At 61.3% G+C, this 16,479-nt stretch carries 17 protein-coding genes; 15 read left to right on the forward strand and 2 right to left on the reverse strand.

Annotated elements, in window-relative coordinates; translation table 11 throughout:
- Position 1 precedes the first annotated feature (1 nt).
- The 11 genes from acrB (at position 2) to NE547_RS09470 (ending at position 9,442) form a co-directional block, all read left to right on the forward strand.
- Positions 2 to 802 (forward strand): acryloyl-CoA reductase electron transfer subunit gamma, encoded by an 801-nt coding sequence (acrB, locus tag NE547_RS09420; RefSeq protein ID WP_186908071.1) that lies wholly within the window; start codon positions 2 to 4, stop codon positions 800 to 802.
- Between the two features lie 19 nt (positions 803 to 821).
- The gene (gene acrA / locus NE547_RS09425; RefSeq protein WP_186908072.1) at positions 822 to 1,928 is read left to right on the forward strand and encodes an acryloyl-CoA reductase electron transfer subunit beta; all 1,107 of its coding nucleotides are present in this window, start codon (positions 822 to 824) and stop codon (positions 1,926 to 1,928) included.
- 521 nt (positions 1,929 to 2,449) lie between these two features.
- On the forward strand, positions 2,450 to 3,040 hold the full coding sequence (locus NE547_RS09430; protein WP_186906847.1) for a helix-turn-helix domain-containing protein: 591 nt from the start codon (positions 2,450 to 2,452) through the stop codon (positions 3,038 to 3,040).
- Positions 3,041 to 3,168: 128 nt separating this feature from the next.
- Positions 3,169 to 3,837, forward strand: coding sequence for a response regulator transcription factor (locus tag NE547_RS09435; protein ID WP_256175594.1), 669 nt, complete (start codon positions 3,169 to 3,171; stop codon positions 3,835 to 3,837).
- Positions 3,834 to 4,868, forward strand: coding sequence for a HAMP domain-containing sensor histidine kinase (locus NE547_RS18600; RefSeq protein WP_186906845.1), 1,035 nt, complete (start codon positions 3,834 to 3,836; stop codon positions 4,866 to 4,868). Before NE547_RS09435 ends, NE547_RS18600 begins: the two co-directional genes overlap by 4 nt.
- Positions 4,865 to 5,938, forward strand: a complete 1,074-nt coding sequence (gene cobT, locus NE547_RS09445; RefSeq protein ID WP_186906844.1) for a nicotinate-nucleotide--dimethylbenzimidazole phosphoribosyltransferase — start codon at positions 4,865 to 4,867, stop codon at positions 5,936 to 5,938. The genes NE547_RS18600 and cobT overlap by 4 nt, the downstream gene beginning before the upstream one ends.
- Positions 5,932 to 6,450 (forward strand): bifunctional adenosylcobinamide kinase/adenosylcobinamide-phosphate guanylyltransferase, encoded by a 519-nt coding sequence (locus NE547_RS09450; protein WP_186906843.1) that lies wholly within the window; start codon positions 5,932 to 5,934, stop codon positions 6,448 to 6,450. The genes cobT and NE547_RS09450 overlap by 7 nt, the downstream gene beginning before the upstream one ends.
- Positions 6,447 to 7,214 carry an adenosylcobinamide-GDP ribazoletransferase gene (locus tag NE547_RS09455; RefSeq protein WP_256175596.1) on the forward strand — a complete coding sequence of 256 codons (768 nt, stop codon included), beginning with the start codon at positions 6,447 to 6,449 and terminating at the stop codon, positions 7,212 to 7,214. The genes NE547_RS09450 and NE547_RS09455 overlap by 4 nt, the downstream gene beginning before the upstream one ends.
- Positions 7,211 to 7,567, forward strand: a complete 357-nt coding sequence (locus tag NE547_RS09460) for a bifunctional adenosylcobinamide kinase/adenosylcobinamide-phosphate guanylyltransferase (protein ID WP_186906841.1) — start codon at positions 7,211 to 7,213, stop codon at positions 7,565 to 7,567. The genes NE547_RS09455 and NE547_RS09460 overlap by 4 nt, the downstream gene beginning before the upstream one ends.
- Entirely contained in the window at positions 7,558 to 8,172 is a 615-nt protein-coding gene (locus NE547_RS09465) for a histidine phosphatase family protein (RefSeq protein WP_186906840.1), read from the forward strand. The genes NE547_RS09460 and NE547_RS09465 overlap by 10 nt, the downstream gene beginning before the upstream one ends.
- A gap of 178 nt (positions 8,173 to 8,350) precedes the next feature.
- Positions 8,351 to 9,442: an LCP family protein gene (locus tag NE547_RS09470; protein WP_243204686.1), complete on the forward strand. Its 1,092-nt coding sequence runs from the start codon at positions 8,351 to 8,353 to the stop codon at positions 9,440 to 9,442.
- A gap of 38 nt (positions 9,443 to 9,480) precedes the next feature.
- On the opposite strand, the gene NE547_RS09475 is transcribed toward NE547_RS09470, so the two are convergent.
- Together NE547_RS09475 and NE547_RS09480 are read right to left on the reverse strand one after the other, a co-directional pair.
- Positions 9,481 to 10,476, reverse strand: a complete 996-nt coding sequence (locus NE547_RS09475) for a recombinase zinc beta ribbon domain-containing protein (RefSeq protein WP_256175597.1) — start codon at positions 10,474 to 10,476, stop codon at positions 9,481 to 9,483.
- Positions 10,477 to 10,707: 231 nt separating this feature from the next.
- On the reverse strand, positions 10,708 to 11,580 hold the full coding sequence (locus NE547_RS09480; RefSeq protein ID WP_186906839.1) for an AraC family transcriptional regulator: 873 nt from the start codon (positions 11,578 to 11,580) through the stop codon (positions 10,708 to 10,710).
- Between the two features lie 229 nt (positions 11,581 to 11,809).
- On the opposite strand from NE547_RS09480, the gene NE547_RS09485 reads away from it, so the two are divergent.
- From NE547_RS09485 to NE547_RS09500, 4 genes are all read left to right on the forward strand, one after another.
- Positions 11,810 to 12,904 carry an ABC transporter substrate-binding protein gene (locus NE547_RS09485; RefSeq protein ID WP_186906838.1) on the forward strand — a complete coding sequence of 365 codons (1,095 nt, stop codon included), beginning with the start codon at positions 11,810 to 11,812 and terminating at the stop codon, positions 12,902 to 12,904.
- Positions 12,905 to 13,006: 102 nt separating this feature from the next.
- The gene (locus tag NE547_RS09490) at positions 13,007 to 14,524 is read left to right on the forward strand and encodes a sugar ABC transporter ATP-binding protein (protein ID WP_243204684.1); all 1,518 of its coding nucleotides are present in this window, start codon (positions 13,007 to 13,009) and stop codon (positions 14,522 to 14,524) included.
- Positions 14,521 to 15,492 carry an ABC transporter permease gene (locus tag NE547_RS09495; protein WP_256175599.1) on the forward strand — a complete coding sequence of 324 codons (972 nt, stop codon included), beginning with the start codon at positions 14,521 to 14,523 and terminating at the stop codon, positions 15,490 to 15,492. The genes NE547_RS09490 and NE547_RS09495 overlap by 4 nt, the downstream gene beginning before the upstream one ends.
- Complete coding sequence (locus NE547_RS09500; protein WP_186906837.1) at positions 15,479 to 16,444, forward strand: ABC transporter permease; 966 nt, start codon at positions 15,479 to 15,481, stop codon at positions 16,442 to 16,444. Before NE547_RS09495 ends, NE547_RS09500 begins: the two co-directional genes overlap by 14 nt.
- The last annotated feature ends 35 nt before the right edge of the window (positions 16,445 to 16,479 follow it).

Consider the following 16,479-nt stretch of genomic DNA (forward strand, 5'->3'; position numbering starts at 1 on the left):
TATGAAAGCAATCGTTTGTGTCAAGCAGGTCCCGGATACCTCGGGGGTGGTGGCGGTAAAGGAAGACGGCACCATGGACCGTGCGGCAATGGCGACCATTACCAACCATGACGATCTGGCCGCGGTAGAGGCGGCGCTGCGGATCAAGGACGCCACGGGCTGCAAGGTGGTTGTGGTGTCCATGGGACCTCCTCCGGCGGAAGGGATGCTGCGTGAGCTGCTGGCGATGGGGTGCGACGAGGCGGTGCTGGTCTCCGCGCGAGAGTTCGGGGGCAGCGATACCTACGCGACCTCCCAGATCCTGGCGGCGGCGATCAAGAAGATCGGGGTGGAAGAGGACGACGTCATCTTCTGCGGCCGGCAGGCGATCGACGGGGACACGGCGCAGGTCGGCCCCCAGATCGCGGAAAAGCTGCATGTGCCGCAGGTGTCCTACGTGGCGGAGATCACGGTGGAAGGCAAGTCGGTGACGGTAAAGCGGCTGCTGGAGGACGGGTACATGACCATCAAGGTGGCCACGCCGTGCCTGCTGACGTGCGTGAAGGAGCTGAACCCGGCCCGTTATATGAGCGTGGGCGGGATCATGGAGTGCTATCAGAAGCCGCTGGAGGTCTACAACTACGAGACGCTGAAGGACGATCCGCTGATCGACGTGGACACCATCGGCCTGAAGGGCTCTCCGACCAATGTGTATAAGTCCTTCTCTCCCCCGGTGAAAGGCGCCGGCATGATGCTCGAAGGGGCCGACAAGGCCGCCGTCGACAAGCTGGTGGGCCTGCTGGACGAGAAGCACATCATCTAAGAGAGAGGAGAGACAGGAAATGGCTGAATTCAATAGCAAGGACACCGGGGCGTTCAAGGGCGTATGGGTATTCTGTGAGCAGCGCGAGGGCGTGATCATGAGCACGAGCTACCAGCTGCTGAGCGAGGGGCGGAAGCTGGCCAACGACCTCGGCGTGGAGCTGGCTGGGGTTGTGCTGGGGCACAACGTGAAGGAGGAGTACCTGAAGGCGCTGGGCGGGTACGGCGCGGACAAGGTGTACTACTGCGACCACGAGCTGCTGAACGTCTATACGACGGACGCGTACACCAAGGTCATCTGCGACCTGGTGGAAGAGAAGAAGCCGGAGATCTTCCTGATCGGCGCCACCAACATCGGCCGTGACCTAGGCCCGCGGTGCGCGGCCCGGCTGCACACGGGCCTGACGGCCGACTGCACGCACCTGGATGTGGACGTGGCCAAGTACAAGGAGTTTTTGAAGACCACCTCCACCATCGACGTGGACAACACGGTGTTCGAGGAGAACACCAACCTGAAGATGACCCGTCCGGCCTTCGGCGGACACCTGATGGCCACCATCATCTGCCCGCGGTTCCGTCCGCAGATGTCCACGGTGCGTCCCGGCGTGATGCAGACGCAGGCGTACGACGAGGCGGGCGCCGCCAGGACGGTGGTGGAGAAGGTGGCCGTGCAGCTGTCCAGGGAGGATATCCATGTGGACGTGCTGGAGGTCAAGAAGGCGGCCAAGAAGCTGGTGGACCTGATCGGAGCGGACGTAGTGGTGTCTGTGGGACGCGGCATCAGCAAGGACGTGGAGAAGGGCCTGGCGCTGGCGGAGGAGCTGGCAGGGGTGCTGGGCGGCGTCGTGGGCGCGTCCCGCGCCTGCGTGGACGCGGGCTGGATCAGCGCGGACCATCAGGTGGGGCAGACGGGCAAGACGGTACATCCCCGCATCTACGTGGCGCTGGGTATTTCGGGCGCCATCCAGCACAAAGCGGGCATGCAGGACTCCGAGTGCATCATCGCGGTGAACAAGAACGAGTCCGCTCCCATCTTCGAAGTGGCCTCCTACGGCATTGTCGGCGACCTCTATAAGGTCGCGCCCATGCTCATCGAAGCCATCCGCACCCTCAAGGCAAGCAAGTAAAAACGATAGTTATCCTGTGAGAAACCACCATTTGGGTATGCATGTGCTGCTTCACCTAAATGGTGGTTTCTCAATGTTTTGACCCGACCGGCGGCATTGGTTTTAGGGGGAAATGCCACAGAGTCCTCTTTCCGGAAGCCTTAAGAACCTTGGGGGTGTCCTTGGCGCTGGGCGGTAGCTTGGCAGTGGATCGGCCTATCTATACGCCATGAGGAGGGGAACAAGAAGTGGTATAAGGTTTAGAGAAGCACCATATTTGTTCGCATCCCAAGAGGACCGGACTTTTCGGCTGGAATACTTTCCGATTGTATGACGGTAAGGACGCATTCAGGCCGCAAAGAGAAATCAAAAGGGAAAGCGGGCGGGAGGCCCCCATATCCATTATCGGTTTGGCAAGCGAATCTATCTGATTTTAGGGGCACGCAACCGATAGTTGCGGACGCTGAAACGTAAAATGGGTGGCGCGGCGGGCGGAAATCTGGTAAACTGAACGCACAAGCACAGAGAAGGAGCGTTGGCGAATGAATCTAGAGATTGCAAACCGGCTGGTGGCGCTGCGGCGGGAGCGGGGGTTATCCCAGGAGGACCTGGCGGCCCGGCTGGGGGTGAGCCGCCAGGCGATTTCCAAGTGGGAACGGGCGGAGTCCTCTCCCGATACGGATAATCTGATCGCCCTGGCCCGGCTCTACGGCATTTCTCTGGACGAGCTGCTGCTGCAGCCGGCTCAGGGGGGCGACCGCTGCGAAAGCCAGTACGCCTATGCATCTCAGACGGGACCGGCCGCGGCGGAGGAGGCGGAGGACGAGCAGGCAGAGGTCTTTGCCGCCGCGCGGGAATGGGACGAAGCGGAGCGGGCCTGGGAAAAGCAGCAGAAAAAGGTGTTTGAAAAAAAGAAGCAAGCGCTTTTGTGGCTGCTGACCCTGGTGCTGATGGTAGCTTTGCCTGCCGCCAGCGCGGTATTGGGACTGGGTGACGTATATCCGATCATTGTGGTCATTGTTTTCCTGATCACAGGGTTTCTGCTGGATAATTGGCACCCGGGCTGGATGCTTTTTCTGAGCATCCCCCTCTATTATGCCATCAGTGAACGGATCTTGGGTATATTCTGGTGATCAGACGGCGCGTCCGGGGTTGGACGCGCCGCTTTTTTCTGCTATAATGCGGAAGGAACCGCGGAACCGCCCGGCGCCCGTTGATGGGCTCCGTGCTTCCGGAAGATCACAACGCAGGGAGGGATACCATGTCCCATACCATTTTTCTTGTGGAGGACGACCCCGCGCTGCGGGGGGAGCTGGCCGCGCTGCTGGAGCGGTACGGCTATGTCTGCGCCTCCACCGACGATTACGAGGATGTGGCCGGACAGATCTTGTACAGCGGGGCCCACCTGGCCCTGCTGGATCTGAATCTGCCCCGGTATGACGGCTATCACATCTGCCGGGAGCTGCGGCGGCAGTCCCAGCTGCCCATCCTTGTGGTCACCAGCCGTTCCACCGAGCTGGACGAACTGATGAGCATGAACCTGGGAGCCGACGATTTTCTGACCAAGCCCTATCACACACAGATCCTTCTGGCCCGCATCGGCCGGCTGCTGCAGCGGGCCTATCCCGCCCAGGGCGGAGCGGTGCTGTCGGAACGGGGCCTGACCCTGGACCTGAGCCGGAGCACGGTCCTGCTGGACGGGCGGGAGGCCGAGCTGACCCGCAACGAGGCGCGCATTCTCCAGCTTATGCTGAAAAACCCGGAGCGCATCGTCTCCCGTGAGGAGCTGATGCACGCGCTTTGGCAGTCGGACGCCTTTGTGGACGACAACACCCTCACCGTCAATGTCGCACGCCTGCGGCGAAAGCTGGAGGGCCTGGGAGCGGAGGGGTTTCTTACCGCCCGCCGGGGACAGGGGTATCAGCTGTGACGGCGGGCTGGTTCTGGCGGGACAAGGCGCCTTATCTGGCGGGACTGGGCTTTTCCGTGCTGCTCTCGGCGGTGCTGCTTTGGGTCTTGTCGGTCCATCCGGGGGCCATCGCCCTGCTGTGTCTGGTCTTTCTGCTGGGCGGACTGCTGCCCCTGACCGCGGAATACATCCGCAAAAAGACATTCTACGACGAAGCCATGGGCATGCTGGACGCGCTGGAGCGCAAGTACCTGTTCTCCGAGCTGCTGGAACAGCCCTCTTTCCCGGAGGGGGTCTTGTTCTGCCGGGCCATGGAGGAGACCAACAAGGCCATGAACGACGCCCTGGCCGCCGCCAGGAGGGACATGGCGGACTACCGGGAATACATCGAAACCTGGGTCCATGAGGTCAAAACGCCCATCGCCTCGGCCCGGCTGACCCTGGAGAACCTGCCGGGTCCACCGCTTCAGGGGCTGGAGGAGGCCCTGTTTCAAATCGAGGGTTATGTGGAGCAGGCGCTGTTCTACGCCCGGAGCGGCGCGGTGGAGCGGGATTATGTGGTGCGCCCCATGGCCCTGCGCCAAGCGGCCTCCGACGCGGTGAAGAAGTACGCCCGGCCGCTCATCGCCGCGGGGTTCTCCGTGGAGCTGGAGGGATTGGACGCCGTGGCCTACGCCGACGGAAAGTGGGTGGAATTTATCCTGGGCCAGCTCATTTCCAACGCCATCAAATATCGGGGCGAGCACCCCCGGCTCGTCTTTACGCAGAGCCGGGCGGAGCAGTCGGTGGCGCTGAACGTGGCGGACAACGGGGTGGGGATTCCGCAGGCCGATCTGCCCAGGGTATGTGAAAAGGGCTTTACCGGGGAAAATGGCCGGAAGCTGTCCAAACGCTCCACGGGACTGGGCCTTTACCTGTGCAGAACGCTGTGCGGGCGGCTGGGGCTGGGCTTCTCCATCGCCTCGCAGGCGGGGGAGGGGACCCGGGTGTCCATCATCTTTCCCAAGGGACGTTTTTATCTGCTGGGAGAACGAGAGGAGTTAAAACAATGACCGTACCGGAACTGATCGCATCCATTCGTCCCGCCGACGGGGCCGCCCGGGCGGCGGCCCGCCGCCGGTGGGATTCCATCGCCAAGCCCCTGGGCAGCCTGGGTCTGCTGGAGGAGGCGGTGGAGCGCCTCGCCGGGGCCTCCGGAAGTCCGGACGTGGAGACCGCCCCGCGGGCTGTGGTGGTCATGTGCGCCGACAACGGCGTGGTGGAGGAGGGGGTCACCCAGACCGGGCAGGAGGTCACCGCCATCGTCGCCGAGAACATGTCCACCGGGGATACCAGCGTGTGCGCCATGGCCCGCGCCGCCGGGGCGGACGTGGTGCCGGTGGACATCGGCGTGGCCCGGCCGGTCAAGGGGGAGCGCATCCTGCAGCGGTGCGTCCGCCGGGGTACCGCCAATATGACCCGGGGCCCCGCCATGACGCGGGCGGAGGCCGAGCGGGCCATTCTGACCGGGGCGGCGGTGGCGCGGGAGCTGAAGGAGCAGGGCTGCCGCCTGCTGGCCACCGGAGAGATGGGGATCGGCAACACCACGACCTCCAGCGCCGTGGCCTGCGTGCTGCTGGACCAACCCGCCGTGACCATGACGGGGCGGGGCGCGGGGCTTTCCGACGCGGGGCTGCGGCGGAAGATCGCCGCAATCGAGCGGGCGGTAGCGGTCAACGCCCCCGACCCCGGCGATCCCCTGGACGTGCTGGCCAAGGTGGGGGGACTGGATCTGGCCGGGCTGGCCGGAGTGTTCCTGGGAGGCGCGGCCTGCCGGCTTCCCGTGCTGGTGGACGGCTTCATCTCCTCCGTGGCCGCCCTCATCGCCGCGCGTCTCTGCCCGGCGGCGGTGGATTACATGCTGGGCTCCCACGCCTCGCAGGAGCCGGCCGGGACCCTGGTGCTGGAGGCGCTGGGGCTGCGGCCGTTCCTCTTTGCCGGGATGCGGCTGGGAGAGGGGACCGGCGCGGTGGCGGTGATGCCCCTGCTGGACATGGGCCTTGCCGTGTACCGGGAGATGGCGAGTTTTGACGACGTGAAGATCGAGGCGTATCAGCCCCTGGGGGGGGAAGACGAATGCTGATCCTGGTGTCCGGCGGCGCCTCCAGCGGCAAATCGGCGTTTGCCGAGGCCCTGGTGGGCGCGCGGGGCGAGCCCAAGCTCTATCTGGCCACCATGCAGGTGTGGGACGCCGAGAGCGAGGCCCGGGTGGAGCGGCACCGGGCCATGCGGGCCGGAAAGGGCTTTGAGACGATAGAGCGCCCGGCAGACCTGGCGGGATTTGCACTGCCGGAGGGCTGCGCCGTGCTGCTGGAGGATCTGCCCAACCTGTTTGCCAACGAGTATTTCGGAGCCGCTGGGGCCGCGGGCGCGGCGGAGCGGGTGCTGCGGGGGGTGCTCCGGGCTGCGGAGCGCTCGGCCCTGCTGGCGGTGGTCACCGGCAACGTGTACGCCGGAGGTATGGATTACGCGGCGCAGACCCGGGCCTGGCTGGCGGAGCTGGCGCGTCTGGAGCGGAAGCTGGCCGCCGCGGCGGAGCAAGTCTGGGAGGTCGTATGCGGTATCCCGGTCGGCTGGAAGGGGGAAGCGGTGTGAAAAGCCTGGTCATTGCCTTTGCCATGTATTCCAAGCTGCCCATGCCCCGGGTGGAGTGGGACGAGAAGAGCCTGTCCCGGGCCCTGTGGTGGTTCCCGGCGGTCGGCCTGGCGGCGGGAGGACTGCTGTGGCTGTGGCTGCGCCTGAGTCAGCTGCTGGGACTGAGCACTGTGCTTTGCGCCGCCGGGGCGCTGCTGCTGCCGGTGGCCGTCAGCGGCGGCATCCACCTGGACGGCTTCTGCGATACCTGCGACGCCCTGTCCTCCCACCAGAGCCGGGAGCGGAAGCTGGAGATCCTGAAGGATTCCCACACGGGGGCCTTTGCCATCATCTGCTGCTGCCTGTATCTGATCTGCTTTTTTGCCGTCTGGTGCGAGGCGCTGCCCGCCGGGCGGGAAACGTGGGTGCTCGCGCTGGGCCCGGTGCTGTCCCGGAGCTTGTCGGGCCTCTTCGCCGCCGTGCTGCCCAACGCCCGGGGCAGCGGGCTGCTGGCGGCCTTCACCGCGCCGATGGACGCCGTGAAGGCGCGCTGCGTCCTGGGTCTGTGGACGGCGGCGGCCGGTGGGGCCATGGCGCTGCTCTCCCCCTGGGCGGGAGCGGGCGCGCTGGCGGGGGCGGCGCTGGTCTGCCTGTACTACACCGTCATGTCCCGGCGCCAGTTCGGCGGCATCACCGGGGATCTGGCCGGCTTCTTTCTGCAGCTGTGCGAGCTGGCAGTGGTGCTGGGAGCGGCCGTGGGCATGCGATTGGAGGTGTTTGGATGATCCTCATCATCGGCGGTGCGGGCCAGGGGAAGCTAGAGTATGTGCTGCAGAAGACCGGCCTGGGGCCGGAACAGGTGGCAAGGGACCCGGAGACGGCCCGCAGCCGCCCTGTTTTCGCGGGGGTGGAGCAGTGGCCGGAGCTGGAGGAAAACGAGCTGCTGGCGGCCAACCCGGAGATTATCCTGATCTGCGACGAGGTGGGCAGCGGCGTGGTGCCCGCCGACCCGGAGCAGCGGCTGCGCCGGGAGCAGGTGGGACGGCTGTGCTGCCGCCTGGCGGCGCGGGCCGAACGTGTGGAGCGTATCTTCTGCGGATTGAGCATGGTACTGAAAGGAGAAGGCACATGGAACTGATCTTGATCCGGCATGGCACCACCCAGGGCAACCTGGAGAAGCGGTTCATCGGTACGCTGGACGTGCCCCTGGCCCCCCAGGGAGAAGCGCTGGCCTGGCAGGTGGGGCCGACGCTGCCGGCGGTGGAGCATGTTTACCGCAGTCCCCTGCTGCGCTGCCGGCAGACGGCGCAGCTGCTGTGGCCCGGGGTGGAACAGACGGTGGTGGACGAGCTGCGGGAGACGGACTTCGGCCCCTTTGAGGGGAAAAACCACGAGGAGCTGAAGGACGATCCTCTCTACCAAGCCTGGATCGGTGCGCCGGGGGGCGCTAATTTTGCCGCCCTGCCGGTGGGCGAATCGGCCCAACAGGTGGTGGAGCGGGTCTCCGCCGGCCTGAAGAAGGTGGCCGCGGATGCCGGGCGCCGGGGCTTTGGACGGGTAGGCGTGGTATCCCACGGCGGGGCGCTCATGGGCCTGTTGGCGCAATACGGCCGTCCCGAGCGGGAATACTACGGCTGGATGTGCCCCAACTGCGGCGGGTACCGGGCTCAGCTGGAGCCGGAGACCCTGCTGCTGCATGTAACGCAGGCATTTCCCGGGGACGGCGGCAATTTCTTAAAATAATCGAAACCGTGAAACTTTTCCTTGCCCCCGTTCGTCGGAACCTGTATACTGGACTAGCGTCCGTTTGCGCGCCTGCGCCATTTTCCAGTGCTTCAAACAGACGTCAGGCCGTGTTTCGGGCTGGTCGAAGCAAGGCCGGAACGGTGTTGTCATTTCACAAAAGAAGGGGGCGTCTCCCTTGGCCCGACGCGTCATGAAGAGCGCAGTTTCCCCCGCCCGGCGGGTGGGAAAGATCCTATACCGGGTGGCGGTGGCGCTTTCCGCCGTCATCGTGGTGCTTTACGGCGTATACCGCTATTTGGCCCGGCCGCCGGAGCTTACAGGTCCCGCGCCGGCGGCCGGCATACAGCCCACCGATGATCCGGATACGGAAGTGGACGAGCGCCTGGCCGCCGTTACCCCGGCGCCGGAGCCTGCCATGGCGCGCAAGGAGTATACCTATACCTTTCTGCTGGTGGCCAGCGACCAGGGCAACGGCAACACCGACACCATGATGGTCGCCACGTACGACACGGTGAACCAGACGGTGGGGCTGGTCTCACTGCCGCGGGATACCTTTATCAACGGGGTGCGGGAGTCCAACGGCAAGAACTTCTACAAGCTCAACGCCGCATACGCCTATAATGGGATCGACGGGCTGAAGACGGAGGTCTCCAAGATCCTGGGCTTTCCCATCGACTACTATATCAAGGTCAACATCAGCGGTTTTGTCCGCCTGGTGGACGCGGTGGGCGGCGTGGAATTTTACGTGCCGGTGGATATGAGCTACGACGACCCCACGCAGGACCTGCACATCCACTACAATAAGGGCAGCCAGTGGCTCTCCGGCGCCGACGCGCTGAAGGTGGCCCGCTGCCGGCAGAACTCCTATATCGACGACGCGGGGCAGGTCCACACCTATGACATCTACAACGGCGCGGATGTGGGGCGCACACAGACCCAGCGGGACCTGCTCACCGCCGTGCTGAAAAAGGCCGTCGCCAACCCGCAGAAATTCCCGGAATATATCGATATCCTCCTGAACAACGTGAAGACCGACCTGGATCTGAACGCGCTGACCTATTTCGGCACCAAGGCCCTGGACTTTGACTTTTCGGCCGGACTGACCACAGCGGTGCTGCCTGGGGACGGCACCATCACCTACCGCGGCTGGACCTGGTGCTATCAGCTCTATCCCGACCAGGTGCTGGAGCTGGTCAATACCCACAGCCTCAACCCCTATACCACGGACCTCACGGCGGACATGCTGGAGATCATGCAGAAGGACTGAGCGGCGGGCAAGAGGAGACGACGCGGGAGCCTGGTCTCTTATGCCGGCGGCGGACCTGCGCATCCCGGCGGTCCATGCAAAAGAAGAAGGCCTGGATATCCGCATACCAGAAGCAGCGCTGCCCCGGACAGGGGCAGCGCTGCTTCTGGTATGCGGAGCAGGTAGGGATATCGCCGGGGCCGTCGGCGCGGCGGTGTGCCTATTTTCAGATGCGCTCCGTTTCGGATCACATTGACATCGTAGACCTTGTCCAAGCGGTTTTTCGACGATTGGACGAACTGGGCCTGCAAGCTATCCACGATGCCTTCAGGAAAATTTGCGGTGCCCTCCGTCCCTATGGCGGCGACGGTTTCTTCACTCTGTGACGGAAGCGTGCCGCTCTGGAGAATGGCGTCAATGTCCGCCTTGAGCTGGATTTCGATGTGATCCTCATAGACCCTGATTTGCTCGATAATCAGCTCCAAATCATTGCGTTCCAGCTTGGGCTTTTGAAGGATATCCTCGAATACCTCCATGGCGGTCTTGGCGATGCGGTTCATCTGAATGATGGTGTTGCGTTTGTCCTCCGTCATGGTGATATGGTGATTGAGACCATCCATGCGGCGCAGCAGGTCGCTTTCCAAATCATTGTAGGTTTCTTCCAGGGTCTCCTCATTCTCCGGGTGCTTCATGATATCCCGGATGCGCTGGCGCTTCGCGGCGTTCAGTTCCTCCTGCAAATCGGCGAGGACTTCCGCCGGATGCTCCGCCGAGCGCTCGGTCTCGCCGATGTCCTCCTGCTCGCGGGCAAGGTCGGCGTTGAGGCGTTCCAACATGACTGAGGAGTTTTCCTTTACCTTGCGGACATATTCCTTCACCACCGTATCCAGCTTGTCCACGCGGATGTGATGGCTGGTACAGGCTTTCACCCCCCGCTTGTGGTACCCGCCGCAGCGGTAGGCGTCCCGCAAGTCCTGCCGGCTCATGGCGAACATGGGGCTGCCGCAGTCGCCGCAGGACAGGAAGCCGGAATAGATGTTGTCGTTGATCTTCACACCCCTGTAGCAGGAGGTGGTGCGCTTTTCCCGCAGGGCTTTCGTTGTGGCGAAGGTGCGGTAGTCGATGATGGCTTGATGGTGGTTTTCAAATACCAGATGGTCATTCTCGTCCCGTTTCAGCTCCCTGCCATTGATCTTCTTGCGGGTGTACTTGCCCTGCCGCAGGGTGCCAAACTCCGTGGTGTCCTCGTTCAGTTTTACTGGGATTCACAAAAAGGCTGGCGCAAATCAGTCCAGGCCGTTGCGGTACTGGCGACGATACTCCGCCGGGGACATATGGGCAAACTTGTGAAAGACCGTATAAAACTGGCTGATATTGCTATATCCCACCTCGGAAATGATCTCGCTGACGCTCTTGTTGGTGGCAATAAGCAACTTTTGAGCCTGGGAAAGGCGGAGATAGGTAACGTAAGACTTAAAGGACATCTGGGTGGACTTCTTAAAAAGATGGCGAAAGTAAGAAGGATTCATATCCAACAGGGCTGCCATACGGTCAATGGTGATAGTTTCACTGTAATGGATGTTCAGATACTTGATGGCTTTCTGCACCTTGACGTGCAGCAGAACATCCCCGGTATCCTCCTGTTCACTGTTCTGAGCGTAGTGGCGCGAAAGTTCAAGGAGAATCTGCCGCACCTTGATGTCCAGCTCCATCCGGCGAAAAGGGTCATCTCCCTGGTAGAGCGCCAAAGTCTCATTGAACAAGCTGTACAGCCGTTGCGCTACAGGAAGCTCTGCGTCGATCTTATTGGTAAAGGTGAGAGGATTGTATTTCAGAAAAGAAAGATAGGAAAGGTCAAACTGCCGCCCGTGGGGATGGGCGATAAATTCTGGCAGAAAAATGAGGAAGATGTACTCCGTCTCTTCCCCATCCTCGCCAATGGCTACATGGTTTTCAAAGTTATTGGAGATGAACAGGTCGCCTTTCTTTACGCTGTACACCTTGTTCATATAGACAAATTTGCCCCGTCCATTGACGCACAGGCCAATTTCGTAGTACTGGTGCCAGTGGATGCTATCCCGGTTTCCTGAGACGGTAAAGGGAAAGATGTGCATAGGGAAGCCTGGAAGAAAATCATAACTCCAATTGATCCCGTCCATTCAAGCACCTCCATTGGTTGTGTCATAGTATATCACAAGCGGGGACAAAGAGGAAGTCTCTTGAAAAACAAGCCGTTTTTGCCAGTAATTCCGCCATATTTGCAATTGTCATTGACAAAAGTGAGGTGTACACTATAAACAGGAAAGGCGAACGGTACAGAAACATTTTTGTGTATTTTACTATTCGCCGATAACCACCACCAATTTGAACAGGAAAGGACGAAAAACAATGAAAAGTATGCTGAAACGTCTTGCAGTCGGCTCTCTGTCACTGGTCATGCTCCTTGGACTGGTGGGATGCGGAGGAGGCTCGGAAGAAACTCCCGCCCCCGATCCCGCCGGGTCCGCCGCAATGGAGGAAGGCCCCAAGACCTATAAGGTGGGCTTCTCCAACGTGTGGGTGGGCAACTCCTGGGGCGTCCAGTGCGTTAATGAGCTGGAATCCTACCTGAAGAGCGATCCCCGCGTGGGCGAGTATTACATCACGGACGCCAATAACGACGTCAACAAGCAGATCTCCGACATTCAGGACCTGATCAGCAAGGACATCGACCTGCTGATGCTCCAGGCCATCTCTCCCGATGCCGTGGTGCCCGTCATTGAAGACGCCAAGTCCAAGGGTATCACCGTGGTCACCTGCGTCTCTCCTGTGAACACGGACCAGTATGATGCCTCCGTGTCCGCCAAGGATCAGGACTTCGGCCGCGTGGGTATGGAGTGGCTGGCCGAAGAGATGGGCGGCAAGGGCAACATCATCATCCTCAACGGCATGGCCGGTCTGTCCTCCGCCGTGGATCGTCGGGCTGGTGTCCAGGAAGTTCTGGACCAGTATCCCGACATCAAGGTCCTGGGTGAGGAATACGCCGACTGGGATTACGCTAAGGGCAAGACTGCGACTGAGAACCTGCTGGCCGCATTCCCCGAGATTGATGGCGTCTGGTCCTGTGGCGGCGACATGACCCGTGGCGCCGTGGAGGCCTTCCTGGCTGCTGATCGTCCCCTGTGCCCCATGACCGGCGAGGATAACAACGGTTTCCTGAAGATCTGGCGCGACAACACTGAAAACGGCTTCACCTCTATCGCCACCTCCATGCCCACTTGGCTGTTCGCCGAGGGTGCCCGCATTGGTCTGGATATCCTGGACGGCAACGCTCCTGCCGAGAAGGACACCGTGGTAGAGATCCCCGTTATCACCCAGGACCAGCTGAACGATTACGTCCGCGATGACCTGTCCGACAGCTTCTGGGCCAACACCCACATGTCCGAAGAGGACCGCGTGGCCCTGTACGGCGATGGCCAGGACGGCACCCAGGGCCTGGGCTGACAACAACGTACTACACAGATTCCAAATGCACTGGGGGAATTTTCCCCCAGTGCATTTTAGACCAAGGTTTCGCCTTCTACAGGGCGGAAGGAGTGAATCAGATTGAGCGAGCATCCCTATCTTGAAATGAGTGGGATCACCAAGCGTTTTGCTGGTGTGACGGCGCTGGATTCCGTGAATTTCAACTGCGAACTGGGCGAGATCCACGCTCTGGTGGGAGAAAACGGCGCGGGAAAGAGTACGCTGATGAACCTCTTGGGCGGTCTTTTGACTCCTACGGAAGGAACGATACGGCTGGATGGAAAACGAGTGGAGTTGCCCGACCCCAACACCTCCTATGACCACGGGATCGGCTTCGTCCATCAGGAATCCAACCTGCTGACCAACCTGACGGTGGCGGAAAACATGTTCCTCTCCCATGAGATCCTCCGCAAGGGCGTTCTGGACCGGGCGACCATGCGGCAGAAGGTGATGGAAGTGAACGAGCGTCTGGGGTACAAACTGGACCCCGACGCCCAGGTTGGTAGCCTGAAGCTGGCAGATCAACAGCTCACTGAGATTGCCCGTGCGGTACTGAGTGAGCCGAAACTTCTCATTATGGACGAGCCTACCGCCGCGCTCAGCGAAGAAGAGGTCGAGCGACTGTTCGCCATTCTGCTGAAGCTGAGAGATCAAGGCGTAGGTATCATTTACATCTCTCACCGGTTGGAAGAAGTGGTCCATCTGGCGGACCGGGTGACCGTATTCAAGGACGGCAAGAACGCCGGTGAGCTGGAACGTGGGGATATCTCCAAGGACCGGATGATCACCATGATGGTGGGCCGGACCCTCAGCGACATCTATCCCGACCGCTCCGCTGTCACGCCTGGAGAGGTCCTGCTGGACGTAAAGGGCCTGCGGGTCCCCGGGGCTGCGGAAGATATCAGTTTTACCGTCCGTGCGGGAGAGATCGTGGGCCTGGGCGGCCTGGAAGGCCAAGGCCAGCGGGAAACCGTACGGGCCATCTTTGGAGACCTGCGCTACACCGCTGGGGAGATCACTGTCCGCGGTCAGAGCATAGCCCCCAAGCAGACCATTGGCGGACGCATCCGCAGCGGGCTGGGCTATGTGACCCACGACCGGCGAGGTGAGGGGCTCATCCTCCATGAGTCTATCCGGGAGAATACCTCCCTGGCCGCTCTGGAACGGGTCATATCCAAATTCCACCTGATCAAGGGGGACGAGGAGCAGCGTCAGGCTCAGGCCCAGGCAGGACGTCTAAAGATCAAGACCCCTTCTCTGGAGCAAAAAGTGGGAAACCTGTCCGGCGGCAACCAACAGAAAGTGATGTTGGCCCGCTGGCTGATGGCTGGTCCCAAGGTACTGATCGTGGACGAGCCCACACGGGGCATCGACGTGGGAGCACGGATGTCGGTCTATGAGATCATCCACGAACTGACCCAGGAGGGCATGGGAATCGTCATTCTAACCAGCGATATGCTGGAACTTATTGGCCTGAGCGACCGCATCCTCATGTTCTATGAGGGACATCTCACTGCCGAAGTACCCCGGGCAGAGGCCACGGAAGAGCGGTTGATGCAGGCGGCCAGCGGCGGAAAAAAGGAGGGGAGCGCAACGTGAAACTCAAACATACCGTTCGACCGCAAATGAAGAGCCTGTTCGTCATTTACGGGCTTTTACTGGCAGTCTTTCTCATCATGGTCGTGATCTCCCCCACCTATCGCTCAGCGGAAAACATCGGCAACATCATCGTCCAGTGTGTTCCTCTGGCCGTAGTCAGCCTGGGACAAACGGTAGTCATGATCGGCGGCGGCATCGATATGTCGGTAGGCTCTCTCATTAGCTTGTCCACCTGCATTGCCGCCGTGGTGATGAAGCCCGGAACGGGCCTCAGCCTGGCGCTGGGTATACTGGCGGTCTTTCTGGTCGCCGGGATTGTCGGACTGTGTAATGGCATAGGTGCAAACTACGCCAAGGTACCGCCCCTCATCACTACCCTAAGCATGATGATTCTGCTCTCCGGTGTGGCCCAGGGCGTACTACCTGTGGCCGGCGGAAAGGTCAATACCGGCTTTGCAAAAGTGATGATGGCTCGGGCCGGTATCTTCTCCGTGTCTATCCTCATCCTGCTTATTGTCTATCTCATCATCCGCCGCTTCATGTACCGCACGCCCACCGGCGTGTCGGTCTACGCCATCGGTAACAACGCCGACATCGCCGCCTCTATGGGCGTGCGGGCTAAACGGGTAAGCGTGCTGACCTATGTCATTGCCGCTCTGTGTGCGGCGGTCACCGGCCTGCTGTTGGCCAGCCGGATACGGATCGGCGATCCCCTGGTGGGCACCACCTTCGGTCTGGACTCCATCACTGCCGCCGCCATTGGCGGCACAGCCCTCACCGGCGGCGTGGGCATGGTGGCGGGCAGCATCGCCGGAGCTTTTCTTATCGGAATGCTTTCCAATATGATGAACATTCTGGGTATCAATCATTTTTATCAATACGTACTAAAGGGACTTCTGCTGGTGGTCGCCATGATCATCTACTCCCTCTCGTCCATGGTGGAGGTGAAGAAGTATGACAGAGCGTAAACTGGCGCCCCGCAACCTCTCGCAAAGTGCCAAGCAGATGGTGATCCTACTGGGAGTCATCCTGTTGCTCTTCGCGATCCAGGGGATCATGCGTCCCGGCTCCGTAACGGTGGGCCAAGCCATGAATATCTCCCGTCAGGCCAGCGCCCTGGGCGTGGTAGCCTTGGGACAGGCGCTGGTCATCCTGGGCGGCGGCATCGACCTTTCCGTAGGCAGCATGGTGACCCTGACCAACGTATTCGCCGTCTCCATCATGCAGGGCAAGGATGAAAACATCCTGCCCGCCGTAGCCGTGTGCCTGCTGCTGGGCCTGCTCTGCGGTGTGGTCAACGGGATCGGCGTACTCAAGTTGAACATCGCCCCCTTCGTGATGACCCTGTGCACCATGTCCATTCTCCAAGGTGTCTATCTGGTCTATACTGGGGGCTCACCCAGCGGCAATGTCTCCCCCTGGCTGAAACAGATCGGCAACGGCTTCCTGGTGGGGCCCATCCCTTATTCCACTGTGATCTGGCTGACCCTGGCCCTTCTGGTGTGGGTGGTGTTGAAGTTCACGCCCTACGGCCGCAAGCTCTACGCTGTAGGAAGCAACCCCAAGGCCGCCCGCTTGTGCGGTATCCGGGTGGAGCGGATCAAGTTTTCTACCTATATATTGTCCTCCCTGCTGGCGGTAGTGGCCGGCCTGCTGGCCTCTGGCTACATCGGGACCACTTCCCTGTCCCTGGGCAATGATTATATCAACAACTCCCTGGCTGCGGTCCTCATTGGCGGCAATGCCATTGAGGGCGGCAAAGGCGGTGTGTGGGGCTGTGTGCTGGGTGCGTTTTTCATGATGCTCCTCTTCGCCCTGCTCACCATGCTCTCCATCGGTCAAGTGGGTAAACTCATCGTCCAGGGCCTCATCATCTTCGGCGTGGTGGCTGGTCAGGGCGTATTTAAGAAGGAACGGTAAGATAACCTTCCCATAGGGGAAGTATGGAGGTCAAA

The organism is Flavonifractor sp. DFI.6.63 (assembly GCF_024462255.1).
Classification (GTDB): domain Bacteria; phylum Bacillota; class Clostridia; order Oscillospirales; family Oscillospiraceae; genus Lawsonibacter_A; species Lawsonibacter_A hominis.

Excerpts from the sequence above, each read along its gene's own strand:
- acrB (WP_186908071.1), top strand. The coding sequence starts at position 2 with ATGAAAGCAATCGTTTGTGTCAAGCAGGTCCCGGATACCTCGGGGGTG.
- acrA (WP_186908072.1), top strand. The coding sequence starts at position 822 with ATGGCTGAATTCAATAGCAAGGACACCGGGGCGTTCAAGGGCGTATGG.
- NE547_RS09430 (WP_186906847.1), top strand. The coding sequence starts at position 2,450 with ATGAATCTAGAGATTGCAAACCGGCTGGTGGCGCTGCGGCGGGAGCGG.
- NE547_RS09435 (WP_256175594.1), top strand. The coding sequence starts at position 3,169 with ATGTCCCATACCATTTTTCTTGTGGAGGACGACCCCGCGCTGCGGGGG.
- cobT (WP_186906844.1), top strand. The coding sequence starts at position 4,865 with ATGACCGTACCGGAACTGATCGCATCCATTCGTCCCGCCGACGGGGCC.
- NE547_RS09450 (WP_186906843.1), top strand. The coding sequence starts at position 5,932 with ATGCTGATCCTGGTGTCCGGCGGCGCCTCCAGCGGCAAATCGGCGTTT.
- NE547_RS09460 (WP_186906841.1), top strand. The coding sequence starts at position 7,211 with ATGATCCTCATCATCGGCGGTGCGGGCCAGGGGAAGCTAGAGTATGTG.
- NE547_RS09465 (WP_186906840.1), top strand. The coding sequence starts at position 7,558 with ATGGAACTGATCTTGATCCGGCATGGCACCACCCAGGGCAACCTGGAG.
- NE547_RS09480 (WP_186906839.1), bottom strand. The coding sequence starts at position 11,580 with ATGGACGGGATCAATTGGAGTTATGATTTTCTTCCAGGCTTCCCTATG.
- NE547_RS09485 (WP_186906838.1), top strand. The coding sequence starts at position 11,810 with ATGAAAAGTATGCTGAAACGTCTTGCAGTCGGCTCTCTGTCACTGGTC.
- NE547_RS09500 (WP_186906837.1), top strand. The coding sequence starts at position 15,479 with ATGACAGAGCGTAAACTGGCGCCCCGCAACCTCTCGCAAAGTGCCAAG.